Annotated in this window: 12 protein-coding genes; 10 read left to right on the top strand and 2 right to left on the bottom strand. The window is 56.5% G+C overall.

Annotation, left to right across the window (positions count from 1 at the left end; genetic code table 11):
* Window positions 1–21: 21 nt before the first annotated feature.
* Window positions 22–510 (bottom strand): N-acetyltransferase, encoded by a 489-nt coding sequence (gene yhhY, locus OVA10_RS01600; protein ID WP_268195022.1) that lies wholly within the window; start codon window positions 508–510, stop codon window positions 22–24.
* 357 nt (window positions 511–867) lie between these two features.
* Here yhhY and OVA10_RS01595 point away from each other — a divergent pair, with 357 nt between their 5' ends.
* From OVA10_RS01595 to gntU, 5 genes are all read left to right on the top strand, one after another.
* Window positions 868–1,905: an oxidoreductase gene (locus tag OVA10_RS01595; protein WP_100778569.1), complete on the top strand. Its 1,038-nt coding sequence runs from the start codon at window positions 868–870 to the stop codon at window positions 1,903–1,905.
* Window positions 1,906–2,028: 123 nt separating this feature from the next.
* On the top strand, window positions 2,029–2,724 hold the full coding sequence (locus tag OVA10_RS01590) for a pirin family protein (RefSeq protein WP_100778570.1): 696 nt from the start codon (window positions 2,029–2,031) through the stop codon (window positions 2,722–2,724).
* A gap of 104 nt (window positions 2,725–2,828) precedes the next feature.
* A complete protein-coding gene (gntR, locus tag OVA10_RS01585) occupies window positions 2,829–3,824 on the top strand; it encodes a gluconate operon transcriptional repressor GntR (protein ID WP_100778571.1) in 996 nt (331 codons plus the stop codon).
* 126 nt (window positions 3,825–3,950) lie between these two features.
* A complete protein-coding gene (gene gntK / locus OVA10_RS01580) occupies window positions 3,951–4,478 on the top strand; it encodes a gluconokinase (RefSeq protein WP_100778572.1) in 528 nt (175 codons plus the stop codon).
* A gap of 3 nt (window positions 4,479–4,481) precedes the next feature.
* Window positions 4,482–5,822 carry a gluconate transporter gene (gene gntU / locus OVA10_RS01575; protein ID WP_100778573.1) on the top strand — a complete coding sequence of 447 codons (1,341 nt, stop codon included), beginning with the start codon at window positions 4,482–4,484 and terminating at the stop codon, window positions 5,820–5,822.
* A 165-nt stretch (window positions 5,823–5,987) separates the two neighbouring features.
* On the opposite strand, the gene yhgN is transcribed toward gntU, so the two are convergent.
* Entirely contained in the window at window positions 5,988–6,581 is a 594-nt protein-coding gene (gene yhgN / locus OVA10_RS01570) for an NAAT family transporter YhgN (RefSeq protein WP_015960802.1), read from the bottom strand.
* 175 nt (window positions 6,582–6,756) lie between these two features.
* On the opposite strand from yhgN, the gene asd reads away from it, so the two are divergent.
* The 5 genes from asd to glgA all read left to right on the top strand — a co-directional run bounded on the left by asd (window position 6,757) and on the right by glgA (window position 15,016).
* Window positions 6,757–7,863 (top strand): aspartate-semialdehyde dehydrogenase, encoded by a 1,107-nt coding sequence (gene asd / locus OVA10_RS01565; RefSeq protein WP_268195018.1) that lies wholly within the window; start codon window positions 6,757–6,759, stop codon window positions 7,861–7,863.
* A gap of 247 nt (window positions 7,864–8,110) precedes the next feature.
* The gene (gene glgB / locus OVA10_RS01560; protein ID WP_100778575.1) at window positions 8,111–10,297 is read left to right on the top strand and encodes a 1,4-alpha-glucan branching enzyme; all 2,187 of its coding nucleotides are present in this window, start codon (window positions 8,111–8,113) and stop codon (window positions 10,295–10,297) included.
* A complete protein-coding gene (gene glgX / locus OVA10_RS01555) occupies window positions 10,294–12,267 on the top strand; it encodes a glycogen debranching protein GlgX (protein ID WP_268195016.1) in 1,974 nt (657 codons plus the stop codon). Before glgB ends, glgX begins: the two co-directional genes overlap by 4 nt.
* A 17-nt stretch (window positions 12,268–12,284) precedes the next feature.
* Entirely contained in the window at window positions 12,285–13,580 is a 1,296-nt protein-coding gene (glgC, locus tag OVA10_RS01550; protein ID WP_102105323.1) for a glucose-1-phosphate adenylyltransferase, read from the top strand.
* On the top strand, window positions 13,580–15,016 hold the full coding sequence (gene glgA, locus OVA10_RS01545) for a glycogen synthase GlgA (RefSeq protein WP_100778578.1): 1,437 nt from the start codon (window positions 13,580–13,582) through the stop codon (window positions 15,014–15,016). Before glgC ends, glgA begins: the two co-directional genes overlap by 1 nt.
* Window positions 15,017–15,019: the final 3 nt, after the last annotated feature.

Here is a 15,019-nt window from a genome sequence, read left to right as displayed (position 1 = left end):
GCAGCGCTACCGGGCAATTTTTCACTTCATCCGCGCCATATAATAGGCATCCACAAACTCGCCGTTACGCAGGGCGAAACTCTTTCCGGTGCCTTCGATTTCAAAGCCAAACTTCTTGTACAGCGCCAGTGCAGGAGGATTATCGGCAAAAACCGTGAGTTCGATACGCTCGATGCGCATCCAGTTGTCACACAGGTTGATCATCTCACGCATGAGCGCACTTCCAACGCCTCGCCCCTGAGCATGCGCCGCAACGCTGATACCAAAGGTTGCCACATGGCTGCGTCGCGGGCTGGCTTCGACCTGCAGCGCCAGATCACCGACAATAATCTCATCCATGCAGGCGACCAGACGTTTTTGGCCAGCTTTAGGATTAAGGCGTTCCTGCCACATCTCAAGGGAAGGATGAGGGAGTTGTAGCGTGTCGTGATACACCTCTGGATGCATATAATTTTGGCGCAGGGCTTCGGCATCTTTCGGTTCAGCGTGGCGTATCACTATCTCACTCATTCTTTTGTCCTCGGTGGGTTGATATCCCTTTCAACATCATTGACTTTGAAATTCGAGTCAACTCCCTTTTTTTTTGCAAAAAGTATTGGACAAGTGCGAATGAGAATGATTATTATTGTCTCGCGTTCAGGAAGACCTCTACGGAAACCTGAAAGCACGACATTGCTCACATTGCTTCCAGTATTACTTTAGCCAGCCTCGCGCTGGCTTTTTTTTTATCCTGTTTCAGCCAGACAGACCTGCCCGTTCCCTTCGGGAAGCGTTCTCTATCCCACATACGTGAAGCTCGCACCGGCGGATGCGCGCGCATTTAACTTGCGCTATGGTTGTCCCAACAACCTTAACAAGGACTGAGCCATGACATTACATTGCGCATTTATTGGATTTGGTAAAAGCACCACTCGCTATCACCTTCCGTATGTTCTCAACCGTAAAGACAGCTGGCACGTGGCGCATATCTTCCGCCGTCACGCGAAACCTGAAGAGCAGTCCCCACAGTATTCCCACATTCATTTCACCAGCGATCTGGATGAGGTGTTAAGCGATCCGCAGGTCAAACTGGTGATCGTCTGTACCCATGCCGACAGCCACTTTGACTACGCGAAACGCGCGCTGGAAGCGGGTAAAAACGTGCTGGTGGAAAAACCCTTCACCCCGACGCTTGCGGAGGCCAAAGAGCTCTTCGCGCTGGCAAAAAGCAAAGGGCTGACCGTCACGCCGTACCAGAACCGTCGCTTTGATACCTGCTTCCTGATGGCGAAGCAGGCTATCGAGAGCGGCAAGCTGGGCGATATCGTTGAAATCGAAAGCCATTTCGACCTCTATCGTCCGGTGGCGGAAACCAAACCCGGCCTGCCGCAGGACGGCGCGTTTTATGGTCTGGGCGTGCATACCATGGACCAGGTAATCTCTCTGTTAGGCCGCCCGGATCACGTGACCTACGATATCCGTAGCCTGCGCAACAAAGCCAATCCGGACGATACCTTTGAAGCACAGCTGTTTTACGGCGATTTAAAGGCGATCGTCAAAACCAGCCATCTGGTGAAAACGGACTACCCGAAATTTATCGTGCACGGTACCCGCGGGTCGTTTATCAAATACGGTATCGACCAGCAGGAGACCAGTCTGAAGGCCAATATCATGCCGGGCGAGCCGGGATTCGCGGCGGATGAATCGGTCGGCGTGCTGGAGTATGTCAATGACGAAGGCGTGACGGTAAAAGAACAGCTCACCCCGGAAACCGGCGATTATGGCCGCGTCTACGATGCGCTGTATGACACCCTCACCAAAGGCGCGCCTAATTACGTCAAGGAATCTGAAGTTCTCACTAATCTTGAGATCCTCGAACGCGGGTTCGAACAGGCTTCTCCTGCCACGATTACCCTCGCGAAGTAAGCTCTGTCGACTCCTCTGTGCTTGTTCATAATTTTTGAACAGAGGAGTCAATTTTCACCCTCTATGATCCCAGGCCAATTGCGTCCACACTTACTTCATCGAAACGAACTGGGGTGAAAAACAATGATCTTTTTACGTAAAGCAGGCGATCGTGGTCACGCAAATCATGGCTGGCTGGACTCATGGCATACCTTCTCGTTCGCGGACTATTACGACCCGAACTTCATGGGCTTCTCGGCACTGCGCGTGATTAACGATGATGTGATCGACGCGGGCCAGGGCTTCGGTACCCATCCGCACAAAGACATGGAAATCCTGACCTATGTGCTGGAAGGCGCTGTAGCGCACAAAGACAGCATGGGTAACGAAGAGCAGGTTCCGGCCGGTGAGTTCCAGATTATGAGCGCCGGTACCGGGGTTCGTCACTCGGAGTACAACCCGAGCAACACGGAAAAACTGCACCTGTACCAAATCTGGATCATTCCAGAAGAAACCGGCATCACGCCGCGTTACGAGCAGCGCCGCTTCGATGCCCTGCAGGGCAAACAGCTGGTGCTTTCCCCGGATGCGCGTGATGGCTCTCTGAAAGTGCATCAGGATATGGAACTGTACCGTTGGGCACTGGCGAAAGACGAACAGTCTGTGCATCAGATTGCTGCGAACCGCCGCGTGTGGATTCAGGTGGTCAAAGGTGACGTGACAATCAACGGCACCAAAGCCACCACCGCTGACGGTCTGGCGATTTGGGATGAGCAGGCGCTGTCCGTTCATGCTGACAGCGCGAGCGAAATTCTGCTCTTCGATCTGCCGCCCGTGTGATTAATCGTAAATAAAAGGCCAACCTTCCCTATTTGACAGGGGAAGGTTGGCCTTTGTCCGTGATAAACTGAGAGAATGTCTCATTACAGGTTTCTCTCAGGACGATGAAAAAGAAACGACCCGTACTTCAGGATGTGGCCGATCGCGTCGGTGTGACCAAAATGACGGTCAGCCGCTTTTTGCGTAACCCGGAACAGGTTTCCCTGGCGTTGCGTGGCAAGATTGCCGCTGCTCTCGATGAACTGGGTTATATCCCCAACCGCGCGCCCGATATTCTCTCCAATGCCACCAGCCGTGCGGTCGGTGTTCTGCTTCCTTCCTTAACCAACCAGGTCTTCGCCGAAGTGCTGCGCGGAATCGAAAGCGTTACTGACGCCTACGGTTATCAAACTATGCTCGCGCACTACGGGTACAAACCGGAACTGGAAGAGGAACGTCTTGAATCGATGCTTTCCTGGAACATCGACGGTCTGATCTTAACGGAACGTACTCACACGCCGCGTACGCTCAAGATGATTGAAGTCGCCGGCATTCCGGTGGTGGAGCTGATGGACAGTCAGTCCCCTTGTCTGGATATTGCCGTCGGGTTCGATAACTTCGAAGCCGCGCGTCAGATGACCGCCGCCATTCTCGCCCGCGGTCACCGCCACGTGGCCTATCTGGGCGCACGTCTCGACGAACGTACTATCATCAAACAGAAGGGATACGAGCAGGCGATGCTCGACGCAAACTTAACGCCGTACAGCGTGATGGTGGAGCAATCCTCTTCCTATTCGTCCGGTATTGAGCTGATGCGCCAGGCCCGCCGTGAGTATCCGCAGCTTGATGGTATATTCTGTACCAACGATGACCTTGCGGTCGGCGCAGCCTTTGAATGTCAGCGTCTTGGCCTGAAAATCCCTGACGATATGGCGATTGCCGGTTTCCACGGCCACGATATCGGACAGGTGATGGAGCCACGTCTGGCGAGCGTTCTGACGCCGCGCGAACGCATGGGCCGCATCGGTGCGGAACGCCTGCTGGCGCGCATTCGTGGTGAAGTGGTCACGCCTAAAATGTTAGATTTAGGTTTCACCTTGTCACCGGGTGGATCAATTTAGTCTGACAAATTTGAAGTAGCTCACACTTATTCACTTCTCGCACGAATGGATATTGCTTCTCCATAGCCCCGGCAGGACAATGTTACCGATAACTGTTACCCGTAACAATTGACTGAGGGGCACCCTTTGAGCACGACAAATCTCGATCACCACGTTTACGTCCTGATGGGCGTTTCCGGTAGCGGTAAATCTGCCGTCGCCAGCGAAGTGGCGCATCAACTTCAGGCAGCGTTTCTTGATGGCGACTTCCTCCACCCGCGCAGCAACATCACTAAAATGGCCGCTGGCGAACCGCTGAACGACGACGATCGTAAGCCCTGGTTGCAGGCGCTGAACGATGCCGCGTTTGCGATGCAGCGCACCAACAAAGTGTCGCTGATTGTCTGCTCCGCGCTGAAAAAGACCTATCGCGATCTGCTGCGTGACGGTAACCCAAACCTCTCCTTTATCTATCTGAAAGGCGATTTCGACGTGATCGAAAGCCGTCTGAAAGCCCGTAAAGGCCACTTCTTCAAAACTCAGATGCTGGTCACGCAGTTCGAAGCACTGCAGGAACCGGGTGCAGACGAAAGCGATGTTCTGATCGTCGATATCGATCAGCCGCTGGACGGTGTTGTTGCCAGCACCATTGAGGTCATTAAAAAAAGGCAGTAAGTTTTGAGTACATTAACGCTAGTTTTGACAGCAGTCGGCTCCGTTTTGCTGCTGCTGTTTTTAGTGATGAAGGCGCGTATGCATGCCTTCGTTGCTTTGATGGTGGTTTCTATTGGTGCAGGTCTCTTTTCCGGTATGCCGCTCGATAAAATCGCAGCGACAATGGAAAAAGGGATGGGAGGCACGCTGGGCTTCCTGGCGATTGTGGTCGCGCTCGGCGCGATGTTTGGCAAGATTTTGCATGAGACGGGCGCAGTCGATCAGATTGCCGTCAAGATGCTCAAATCCTTCGGCCACAGCCGCGCGCACTACGCGATTGGTCTGGCCGGTCTGATTTGCGCGCTGCCGCTGTTCTTTGAAGTGGCCGTGGTGCTGCTGATTAGCGTGGCGTTCTCCATGGCGCGTCACACGGGCACCAACCTTGTTAAGCTGGTCATTCCGCTGTTTGCGGGCGTGGCGGCGGCCGCAGCGTTCCTGCTGCCTGGGCCTGCGCCGATGCTGCTGGCGTCTCAGATGCACGCCGATTTTGGCTGGATGATTCTGATTGGCCTGTGCGCCGCGATCCCGGGGATGATTATTGCCGGGCCGCTGTGGGGCAACTTTATCAGCCGCTACGTTGAGCTGCACATTCCTGATGACATCACCGAGCCGCACCTTGGCGAAGGCAAAATGCCGTCCTTCGGCTTCAGCCTGTCGCTGATTCTGCTGCCGCTAGTGCTGGTGGGCCTCAAAACCATCGCCGCGCGCTTTGTACCGGTCGGTTCCAGTGCTTACGAATGGTTCGAATTTATCGGCCATCCGTTTACCGCGATTCTGGTGGCGTGTCTGGTGGCGATTTACGGCCTGGCGATGCGTCAGGGGATGCCGAAAGACCGCGTGATGGAGATCTGCGGCGCGGCGCTGCAACCGGCGGGGATTATTCTGCTGGTGATTGGCGCAGGCGGTGTGTTCAAGCAGGTGCTGGTTGATTCCGGCGTGGGCCCAGCTCTGGGCGAAGCGCTGACCGGGATGGGCTTACCGATTGCCGTGACCTGCTTCGTGCTGGCAGCAGCGGTGCGTATTATTCAGGGTTCTGCCACGGTAGCCTGTCTGACGGCGGTCGGCCTGGTGATGCCGGTGATTGAACAGCTGAACTACTCCGGTGCGCAAATGGCGGCCCTGTCTATCTGTATCGCGGGCGGCTCTATCGTGGTCTCCCACGTAAATGACGCAGGCTTCTGGCTGTTCGGTAAATTTACCGGCGCGACCGAAGCGCAAACCCTGAAAACCTGGACGCTGATGGAAACCATCCTCGGCACGACAGGCGCGATTGTTGGGATGATTGCGTTTTCGCTGCTGAGTTAAGTGCGATGTTTGTCGGGAAGGCGGCTACGCCTTACCCGACCGATAAAACGGTGATATGAAGGCCGGGTAAGCGCAAGCACTACCCGGCTTTTTTACAGCGGCTCTACACCTTCTTTAGTCCTGAAGGTGAACGGAACAACGCGCTCAACCGAAATACCCCACAACTTATCCCTTCATCCACGCCCGAATTCCATCCAGGAACATCTGCGTCGCCATCATCACCAGAATCAGCCCCATCAGGCGTTCTAGCGCGTTCACCCCTTTTTCGCCCAACAGGCGCAGGAACAGCGACGACTGCAGCAGGATGATGAAGGTCCCGCCCCAGGCGATCAGCAGAGCAATCACCAGATGGCTCATCTGATTCGGATACTGATGGGAGAGCAGCATCAACGTCGCCAGAATGGTCGGCCCGGCGACCAGCGGGATCGCCAGCGGTACAATAAACGGCTCTTCGCCCGCAGGCAGGCCGCTGCTGCTGCCTTCGGCGCTTGGGAAAATCATTTTAATGGCGATCAGGAACAGAATAATGCCGCCAGAGATCGAAACCGTCTCAGCGCGCAAATTGAGGAACGCAAGGATCTTTTCACCCGCGAACAGGAAGATAAACATCACCAGCAGCGCGATGAGCAGCTCGCGGATCATGATCGCCCGGCGGCGCTTTGGCTCGGTGTGTTTCAGCACCGACATAAAGATGGGCAGGTTCCCAAGCGGATCCATAATCAGGATCAAAAGCACCGCTGCGGAAATGATTTCAGTCATTGTATTTATCCCTGATAAACCCTGTGGTTTCTATTGTAATTAGTGGTATTACTGATCGCAGCGCAATCATTGATTAATTTCACTTGCGACTTTGGCAGCATTTTGTAATGTGAAGGCTATGCCCGTTGGATACGGGTGGACACACACAGCACACACCTCTGCAGGAACATACGCTATGAAAAACGTTGGTTTTATCGGCTGGCGCGGTATGGTCGGCTCTGTCCTCATGCAACGCATGATCGAAGAGCGCGATTTTGACGCCATCCGCCCGGTCTTCTTCTCCACTTCCCAGTTCGGGCAAGCAGCGCCCGCGTTCGGCGGTGCCTCTACGGGCACGCTTCAGGACGCCTTTAATCTGGAAGCGCTGAAGGCACTTGATATTATAGTGACCTGCCAGGGCGGCGATTATACCAACGAAATCTATCCAAAGCTTCGTGAAAGCGGCTGGCAGGGTTACTGGATTGACGCCGCGTCTTCTCTGCGTATGAAAGATGACGCGATCATTATTCTCGACCCGGTGAACCAGGGCGTGATCACCGACGGCCTGAACAACGGCGTGAAAACCTTTGTCGGCGGTAACTGTACCGTCAGCCTGATGCTGATGTCCCTGGGCGGCCTGTTCGCGCAGGATCTGGTGGAGTGGGTCTCCGTTGCCACCTATCAGGCCGCATCCGGCGGCGGCGCGCGTCATATGCGCGAACTGCTGGCGCAGATGGGTCAACTGCACAGTCACGTTGCTGACGAGCTGGCGAACCCGGCCTCGGCGATTCTGGATATCGAACGCAAAGTCACTCAGCTTTCCCGCTCCGGCGAACTGCCGGTCGATAACTTCGGCGTTCCGCTGGCAGGCAGCCTGATCCCGTGGATCGACAAACAGCTCGATAACGGTCAGAGCCGCGAAGAGTGGAAAGGCCAGGCCGAGACCAACAAAATCCTCAGCACCTCTTCCGTGATCCCGGTTGACGGTCTGTGCGTGCGCGTCGGCGCGCTGCGCTGCCACAGCCAGGCCTTCACCCTTAAACTGAAAAAAGATGTGTCTATTCCGACCGTGGAAGAGCTGCTGGCTGCGCACAACCCGTGGGCGAAAGTGGTGCCAAACGATCGCGATATCACCATGCATGAACTGACCCCAGCCGCCGTTACCGGCACGCTGACCACGCCGGTCGGTCGTCTGCGTAAGCTGAACATGGGGCCGGAGTATCTCTCGGCCTTCACCGTCGGAGACCAGCTCCTGTGGGGTGCCGCCGAGCCGCTTCGCCGCATGTTGCGACAACTGGCCTAATAATTTGCTAATACCGGGGGTGATATTCACCCCCTTTTTTTTTGCGCGTAACACGGAGTCATGCGCAGAGCGTCAATTTTTATCAGGAGTCATTTCGTCGTTGGCTATGCTTTAAGGAAGAGTCATTTCTTACCTGAGGGTGGGATGGCGCAGAGAGGATGAACAATATCTGCGTCGTTCAGGTCACATTAAAAGTCGCACCGGAGCGCTTAAATAGGGCGACATTAGAAAAAACAGGATGAATACCATGTCCGATCGTATTGATAGAGACGTGATAAATGCGCTAATTGCGGGTCATTTCGCTGACCCATTTTCTGTGCTGGGTATGCACAGGACGGAGGATGGACTGGAGGTCCGCGCACTGTTGCCCGACGCCACCGAAGTGTGGGTCATTGAACCTAAAACCGGCCGCAAGGTAGGCAAGCTGGAGTGCCTTGATTCGCGCGGTTTCTTCTCAGGCGCGATCCCGCGTCGCAAAAACCTGTTCCGTTATCAGCTCGCCGTGCTCTGGCATGGTCATGAAAATCTGATTGACGATCCCTACAGTTTTGGCCCGCTGTTACAAGAGATGGATGCCTGGCTGCTCTCCGAAGGCACGCACCTTCGCCCGTACGAAACGCTGGGCGCGCATGCCGATACGATGGATGGCATCACCGGCACCCGTTTTTCCGTCTGGGCACCGAATGCGCAGCGCGTGTCGGTGGTCGGGCAGTTCAACTACTGGGACGGTCGCCGCCACCCGATGCGCCTGCGGCGTGAATCGGGGATCTGGGAGCTGTTTATCCCCGGCGCGCATAACGGCCAGCTCTACAAATTCGAAATGATCGATGCCCACGGTCAGCTGCGGGTCAAAGCCGATCCTTACGCTTTCGAAGCGCAAATGCGCCCGGACACCGCGTCGCTGATTTGCGGTCTGCCGGAGAAAATCGTACAGACCGAAGAGCGCAAACAGGCTAACCGCTTCGATGCGCCAATCTCTATTTATGAAGTTCACCTCGGCTCATGGCGTCGCCACACGGACAACAATTTCTGGCTGAGCTATCGCGAACTGGCGGACCAGCTGGTGCCCTACGCCAAGTGGATGGGCTTTACCCATCTGGAGCTGCTGCCGATTAACGAGCACCCGTTCGACGGCAGCTGGGGCTATCAGCCGACCGGCCTTTACGCACCGACGCGCCGCTTCGGCACCCGCGATGATTTCCGCTATTTCATCAACGCCGCTCATGCCGCCGGACTCAGCGTGATCCTCGACTGGGTGCCAGGCCATTTCCCGACGGATGATTTTGGTCTCTCTCAGTTTGATGGCACCAATCTTTACGAGCACAGCGATCCGCGCGAAGGCTTCCATCAGGACTGGAACACCCTGATTTACAACTATGGTCGTCGCGAAGTGGCGAACTATCTGGTAGGGAACGCCCTGTACTGGATTGAACGTTTCGGTATCGACGCTCTGCGCGTGGATGCCGTGGCGTCGATGATCTATCGCGACTACAGCCGCAAAGAGGGCGAGTGGATCCCGAACGAATACGGGGGCCGCGAAAACCTTGAAGCCATTGAATTCCTGCGCAGCACTAACCGCATTCTCGGCGAGCAGGTCGAAGGCGCGGTGACGATGGCCGAAGAGTCGACCGACTTCCCCGGCGTATCGCGTCCGCCTGCCATGGGCGGGCTGGGCTTCTGGTACAAGTGGAACCTGGGCTGGATGCACGACACCCTCGACTATTTCAAACTCGATCCGGTCTATCGTCAGTATCACCACGACAAACTGACCTTCGGGATGCTCTACAACAACACCGAAAACTTTGTTCTGCCGCTCTCACACGACGAAGTGGTGCACGGCAAAAAATCGATTCTCGACCGCATGCCCGGCGACGCGTGGCAGCGCTTTGCCAACCTGCGCGCCTACTACGGCTGGTTGTTTGCCTTCCCGGGCAAAAAGCTGCTGTTTATGGGCAACGAATTCGCCCAGGGCCGCGAGTGGAACCATGATGCGAGCCTCGACTGGCATCTGCTGGAAGGCGGCGACAACTGGCATCACGGCGTTCAGCGCCTGGTGCGCGACCTCAACCTGACCTATCGCCATCACAAAGCCCTGCACGAGCTGGACTTTGACTCCTACGGCTTTGAGTGGCTGGTGGTGGATGACCATGAGCGCTCGGTGTTTATCTTCGTGCGCCGCGATCGGGAAGGGAATGAAATCATCGTCGCCAGCAACTTTACGCCGGTGCCGCGTCAGAACTATCGCTTCGGCATCAACCAGCCGGGCAGATGGCGCGAAATTCTCAACACCGACTCCAGCCACTACCACGGCAGTAACGCCGGTAACGGCGGCAGCGTTCATAGCGATGAGTGGGAAAGCCACGGGCGTCCGAACTCTCTGAGCCTCACGCTGCCACCGCTGTCCACAATCTGGCTGGTTCGGGAGGGCGAATGACGCAACTCACGGCAGGCAAACCCGCTCCGCTTGGGGCAACGTTTGACGGCAAAGGGGTGAATTTCACCCTCTTTACCGCCCACGCAGAACGGGTGGAACTCTGTGTGTTTGACGGTGAGGGTAATGAGTACCGCTACGATCTGCCGGAACGCAGCGGGGACATCTGGCATGGCTATCTGGCCGACGGGCGGCCCGGACTGCGCTACGGTTTTCGCGTGCACGGCCCGTGGGAGCCGGGGCAGGGGCTACGATTTAATCCGGCCAAATTACTCGTCGACCCTTGCGCCCAGCGCGTCGAGGGAGAGGTCACCGATAACCCGCTCTACTTTGATGGCGACCACGAACCTGAGCCTCGCGACAGCGCGGCGATTGCGCCAAAAAGCGTGGTGGTGAGCGATGCTTACGACTGGGAAGATGACGCCCCGCCCGCGACGCCGTGGGGGAGAACGGTTATCTACGAAGCCCACGTCAAAGGGCTGACGTATCTGCATCCGGCAATTCCGCAGGAGATCCGCGGCACCTACAAGGCGCTCGCTCATCCGGTGATGATTGCCTATCTCAAACACCTGGGCATCACCGCGCTGGAGCTGCTGCCGGTGGCCCATTTTGCCTCTGAGCCGCGCCTGCTGCGCCTGGGGCTGACCAACTACTGGGGCTACAACCCGCTGGCGATGTTTGCCCTCGATCCGCGCTACGCCTCACATCCGGAACGCGCCAGAGATGAGTTTCGCGATGCGGTAAAAGCGCTGCACCAGGCCGGTATCGAAGTGATTCTGGATGTGGTGTTGAACCACAGCGCGGAGCTGGATCTCGACGGACCGACGCTCTCAATGCGCGGAATCGATAACCGTAGCTATTATTGGATTAGGGAGGATGGTGATTATCACAACTGGACCGGTTGCGGTAACACGCTCAACCTCAGTCATCCGGCGGTGGCTGACTTTGCTTATCACTGCCTGAAATCCTGGGTCGAGACCTTCCATATCGACGGTTTCCGCTTCGATCTGGCGTCTGTGATGGGCCGAACGCCTGCGTTCAGCCAGCAGGCTCCTTTGTTTGAAGCCATTAAAAACTGTCCGGTGCTGTCGCGCGTCAAACTGATTGCTGAGCCGTGGGATATCGGTGACGGCGGTTATCAGGTGGGGAACTTTCCGCCGCTGTTTGCCGAGTGGAACGATCGTTTCCGCGATGCCACGCGCCGTTTTTGGCTGGAAAAAAATCTCTCTCTTGGCGACTTCGCCGGGCGTTTTGCAGCGTCCAGTGATGTGTTCAGGAAGAGTGGCAGAGCACCGTCAGCCAGCGTCAATCTGGTGACGGCGCACGACGGGTTTACCCTTCGCGACTGTGTTTGTTTCAATCAGAAACACAATGAGGCAAACGGCGAAGAAAACCGCGATGGGACTAACAATAACCATAGCTTTAATCATGGTATAGAAGGGTTAGGCGGCAGTCAGGATGTTATCGAGCGGCGTCGCGCCAGCGTGCATGCGCTGCTGACTTCGCTGTTGCTCTCGCAAGGGACGCCAATGCTGCTGGCGGGTGATGAGTTTGGTCATAGCCAGCACGGCAATAACAATGCGTATTGCCAGGATAACGCGCTGACCTGGCTCGACTGGGAACAGGCAAACACGGGGTTAACGCACTTTGCAGCGGCCTTGATCCATCTTCGGCAACAGATCCCGGCGCTCACGGCGGATCGCTGGTGGGAAGAGGGAGACGGCAACGTCAGCTGGCTGAATAAAGAGGCACAACCGCTGAGTGCGCACGAGTGGCAGTACGGTATTCCCTGCCTGCAAATCCTGCTTTCGGATAACTGGCTAATCACGTTAAACGCGACGAACGATGTCGCAGAGATTGTTTTACCTCACGGGGAATGGCGCGCCATTTCCCCCTTTGCCGGAGTGGATAATCCGGTGGTAATGGCTGTCTGGCACGGGCCTGCACACGGAGTGTGCGTATTCCAAAGATGATAAAAAAGGAGTTAGTCATGGTGAGATTAGAGAAGAACGATCCCTTGATGTTGGCGCGCCAGTTACCCTTAAAAACGGTCGCGCTGATACTTGCTGGTGGACGTGGTACCCGTCTGAAAGATTTGACAATCAAGCGTGCTAAGCCTGCCGTTCACTTTGGTGGTAAGTTCCGTATTATCGATTTTGCATTATCCAACTGCCTGAACTCCGGTATTCGCCGTATCGGCGTGATTACTCAGTATCAGTCGCACACCCTGGTGCAGCACATCCAGCGCGGCTGGTCATTTTTCAGCGAAGAGATGAACGAGTTTGTCGATCTGCTTCCAGCACAGCAGCGCGTACACGGTGAAAACTGGTATCGCGGCACGGCCGATGCGGTGACGCAAAACCTCGACATCATTCGCCGCTACGGCGCGGAATACATCGTGATCCTCGCGGGCGACCATATTTATAAGCAAGACTATTCGCACATGCTCATCGACCACGTCGAAAAAGGGGCGCGTTGCACCGTGGCGTGTCTGCCGGTGCCCGTTGCTGAAGCGACGGCGTTCGGCGTCATGGACGTGGACGAGAACGACAAGATTATCGATTTCGTTGAGAAACCGGCTAACCCGCCGACCATGCCGACGGACGCCACCAAATCCCTCGCCAGTATGGGCATCTATATCTTTGATGCCGATTACCTTTATGAACTGCTGGAAGAGGACGACAAGGACGAGAATTCTAGCCACGACTTCGGCAAAGATATCATCCCGAAAATCACCAAAGCTGGCATGGCTTATGCACATCCCTTCCCGCTGTCCTGCGTGCAGTCTGACCCGGATGCCGAACCGTACTGGCGCGACGTGGGTACGCTTGAAGCGTACTGGAAGGCGAACCTCGATTTAGCCTCCGTCACCCCGGAACTGGATATGTACGACCAGAACTGGCCGATTCGCACGCACATGGAATCGCTGCCGCCGGCCAAATTTGTGCAGGATCGATCCGGTAGCCACGGCATGACGCTGAACTCGCTGGTGTCGGGCGGGTGCATTATTTCTGGCTCAGTGGTGGTGCAGTCGGTGCTCTTCCCGCGCGTGCGGGTAAACTCCTTCTGCAATATCGATTCGTCGGTACTGCTGCCGGATGTGTGGGTGGGGCGCTCGTGTCGTTTGCGTCGCTGTGTTATCGACCGTGCCTGTGTGATCCCGGAAGGGATGGTGATTGGAGAGAATGCGGAGGAAGACGCTCGCCGCTTCTACCGCTCAGAAGAAGGCATCGTGCTGGTCACGCGCGAAATGCTGCGCAAACTGCAGGTCAAACAGGAGCGATAATGCAGGTTTTACATGTATGTTCTGAGATGTTCCCGCTGCTGAAAACGGGCGGGCTGGCGGATGTACTGGGCGCACTCCCGGCGGCGCAAATTGCGGAAGGTATCGACACCCGCGTGCTGCTGCCGGCTTTTCCTGATCTCCGCCGTGGCATTCCCGACGCGCAGGTGGTGAGCCGTCGCGACACGTTCGCCGGGCGCATCACCCTGCTGTTTGGCCATTACAATGGCGTCGGCATTTATCTGATTGATGCGCCGCATTTGTACGATCGTCCAGGGAGCCCGTACCACGATACGAACTTATTCGCCTATACGGACAACGTGCTGCGTTTTGCGTTGCTCGGATGGGTGGGCGCTGAAATGGCGGTCGGACTCGATCCCTTCTGGCGCCCGGAGATCGTCCACGCGCACGATTGGCACGCAGGGCTGGCTCCCGCCTATCTGGCGGCGCGCGGCCACCCGGCAAAGTCGGTCTTTACGGTGCACAACCTGGCGTATCAGGGCATGTACTACGCCCATCATATGAATGACATCGATCTGCCATGGTCGTTCTATAACATGCACGGGCTGGAGTTTAACGGTCAGATTTCGTTCCTGAAAGCGGGGCTGTACTACGCCGACCACATCACGGCGGTCAGCCCGACTTACGCACGCGAAATCACCGAGCCGGAGTTTGGCTACGGCATGGAAGGGCTGTTGCGCCAGCGACATCGCGAAGGACGCCTGTCGGGGATCCTCAATGGCGTCGATGAAAAAATCTGGAGTCCGGAAACGGACCTTTTGCTGGCCTCGCGCTACAACCGTGATTCGGTGGAAGACAAAGCGGAAAACAAGCGCCAGCTGCAGATTGCGATGGGGCTGAAGGTGAACGACAAAGTGCCGCTGTTCGCCGTGGTCAGCCGCCTGACCAGCCAGAAAGGGCTGGATCTGGTGCTGGAAGCGCTGCCGGGGCTGCTGGAGCAGGGCGGTCAACTGGCGCTGCTGGGGGCAGGCGATCCGGTGTTGCAGGAAGGTTTCCTTGCCGCTGCCGCCGAACATCCGGGGCAGGTTGGCGTGCAGATTGGTTATCACGAGGCGTTCTCGCACCGCATTATGGGCGGCGCGGATGTCATCCTGGTGCCAAGCCGCTTTGAGCCGTGCGGCTTAACCCAGCTGTATGGACTCAAGTACGGCACGCTGCCGCTGGTGCGCCGCACCGGTGGGCTGGCCGATACCGTATCGGATACGTCGCTGGAGAATCTGGCGGACGGCATCGCCACCGGTTTTGCCTTTGAAGACAGCAATGCCTGGTCGCTGCTGCGGGCGATTCGGCGGGCATTTGTTCTGTGGTCGCGTCCCTCTTTGTGGCGTTTCGTGCAACGCCAGGCGATGGCGATGGACTTTAGCTGGCACGTTGCGGCGCAGTCGTACCGCGATCTTTATCAACGCTTGATGTCATAAGGC

This window comes from Lelliottia sp. SL45 (assembly GCF_026672535.1).
Classification (GTDB): Bacteria; Pseudomonadota; Gammaproteobacteria; order Enterobacterales; family Enterobacteriaceae; genus Enterobacter; species Enterobacter nimipressuralis.
The sequence above is the reverse complement of the archived record's forward strand: the minus strand, read 5'-3'. Positions and strand labels throughout refer to the sequence as shown.